This window comes from Parapedobacter sp. GCM10030251 (assembly GCF_042666505.1).
GTDB lineage: Bacteria > Bacteroidota > Bacteroidia > Sphingobacteriales > Sphingobacteriaceae > Parapedobacter.
Map to the genome: position 1 here is coordinate 1 of NZ_JBHTDN010000052.1, position 576 is coordinate 576.

Below are 576 nucleotides of genomic sequence, written 5' to 3' on the forward strand. Positions count from 1 at the left end.
GGTATTGCCTTGATGACAATGCACGGGCACTGCTCATGATGCTGATGGCTTACAGGCGGACCAAGAGCGAGGCCGTACTCAAACACATCGCTGTTTACCTTGGCTACCTGAATTACGCGCAGAACCCGGATGGCACTTTCCGGAACTTCATGGGGTTCAACCGAAGTTTCCTCGATGAAGTGAGCTCGGAGGATGCCTTTGGAAGGGCCATCTGGGCGCTCGGCTATGCGACAGCCTATTCGCCGATGGATGCCTATTATCAGGTTGTGCAACGGCTGTTCGCCAATGCCGCACCCCATTTCGAACACCTGAAGTCTATCCGGAGCATTGCCAATACACTTATAGGCCTTTATTATTATTTGAAAGACAATCCATCAAATGAAGAGATGGTCGAATTGGCTCGGAAGCTTGCCCAACGTCTTTATGATGCCTATCAGCTACACCGGACAGACACCTGGCATTGGTATGAATCGCTTTTGGCCTACGACAATGGGCTGCTGCCCATGGCCATGCTGTGTGCCGCCGAGGTGATAAACAACACCTCGTTCAGGGACGTGGCTTTTGAAAGCCTGGAAT

General features: G+C 51.7%; 1 pseudogene. It reads left to right on the plus strand.

Annotation, left to right across the window (positions count from 1 at the left end):
• A pseudogene (locus tag ACFQRK_RS24025) lies at window positions 1–576 on the plus strand (glycosyl transferase); the annotation flags it as partial.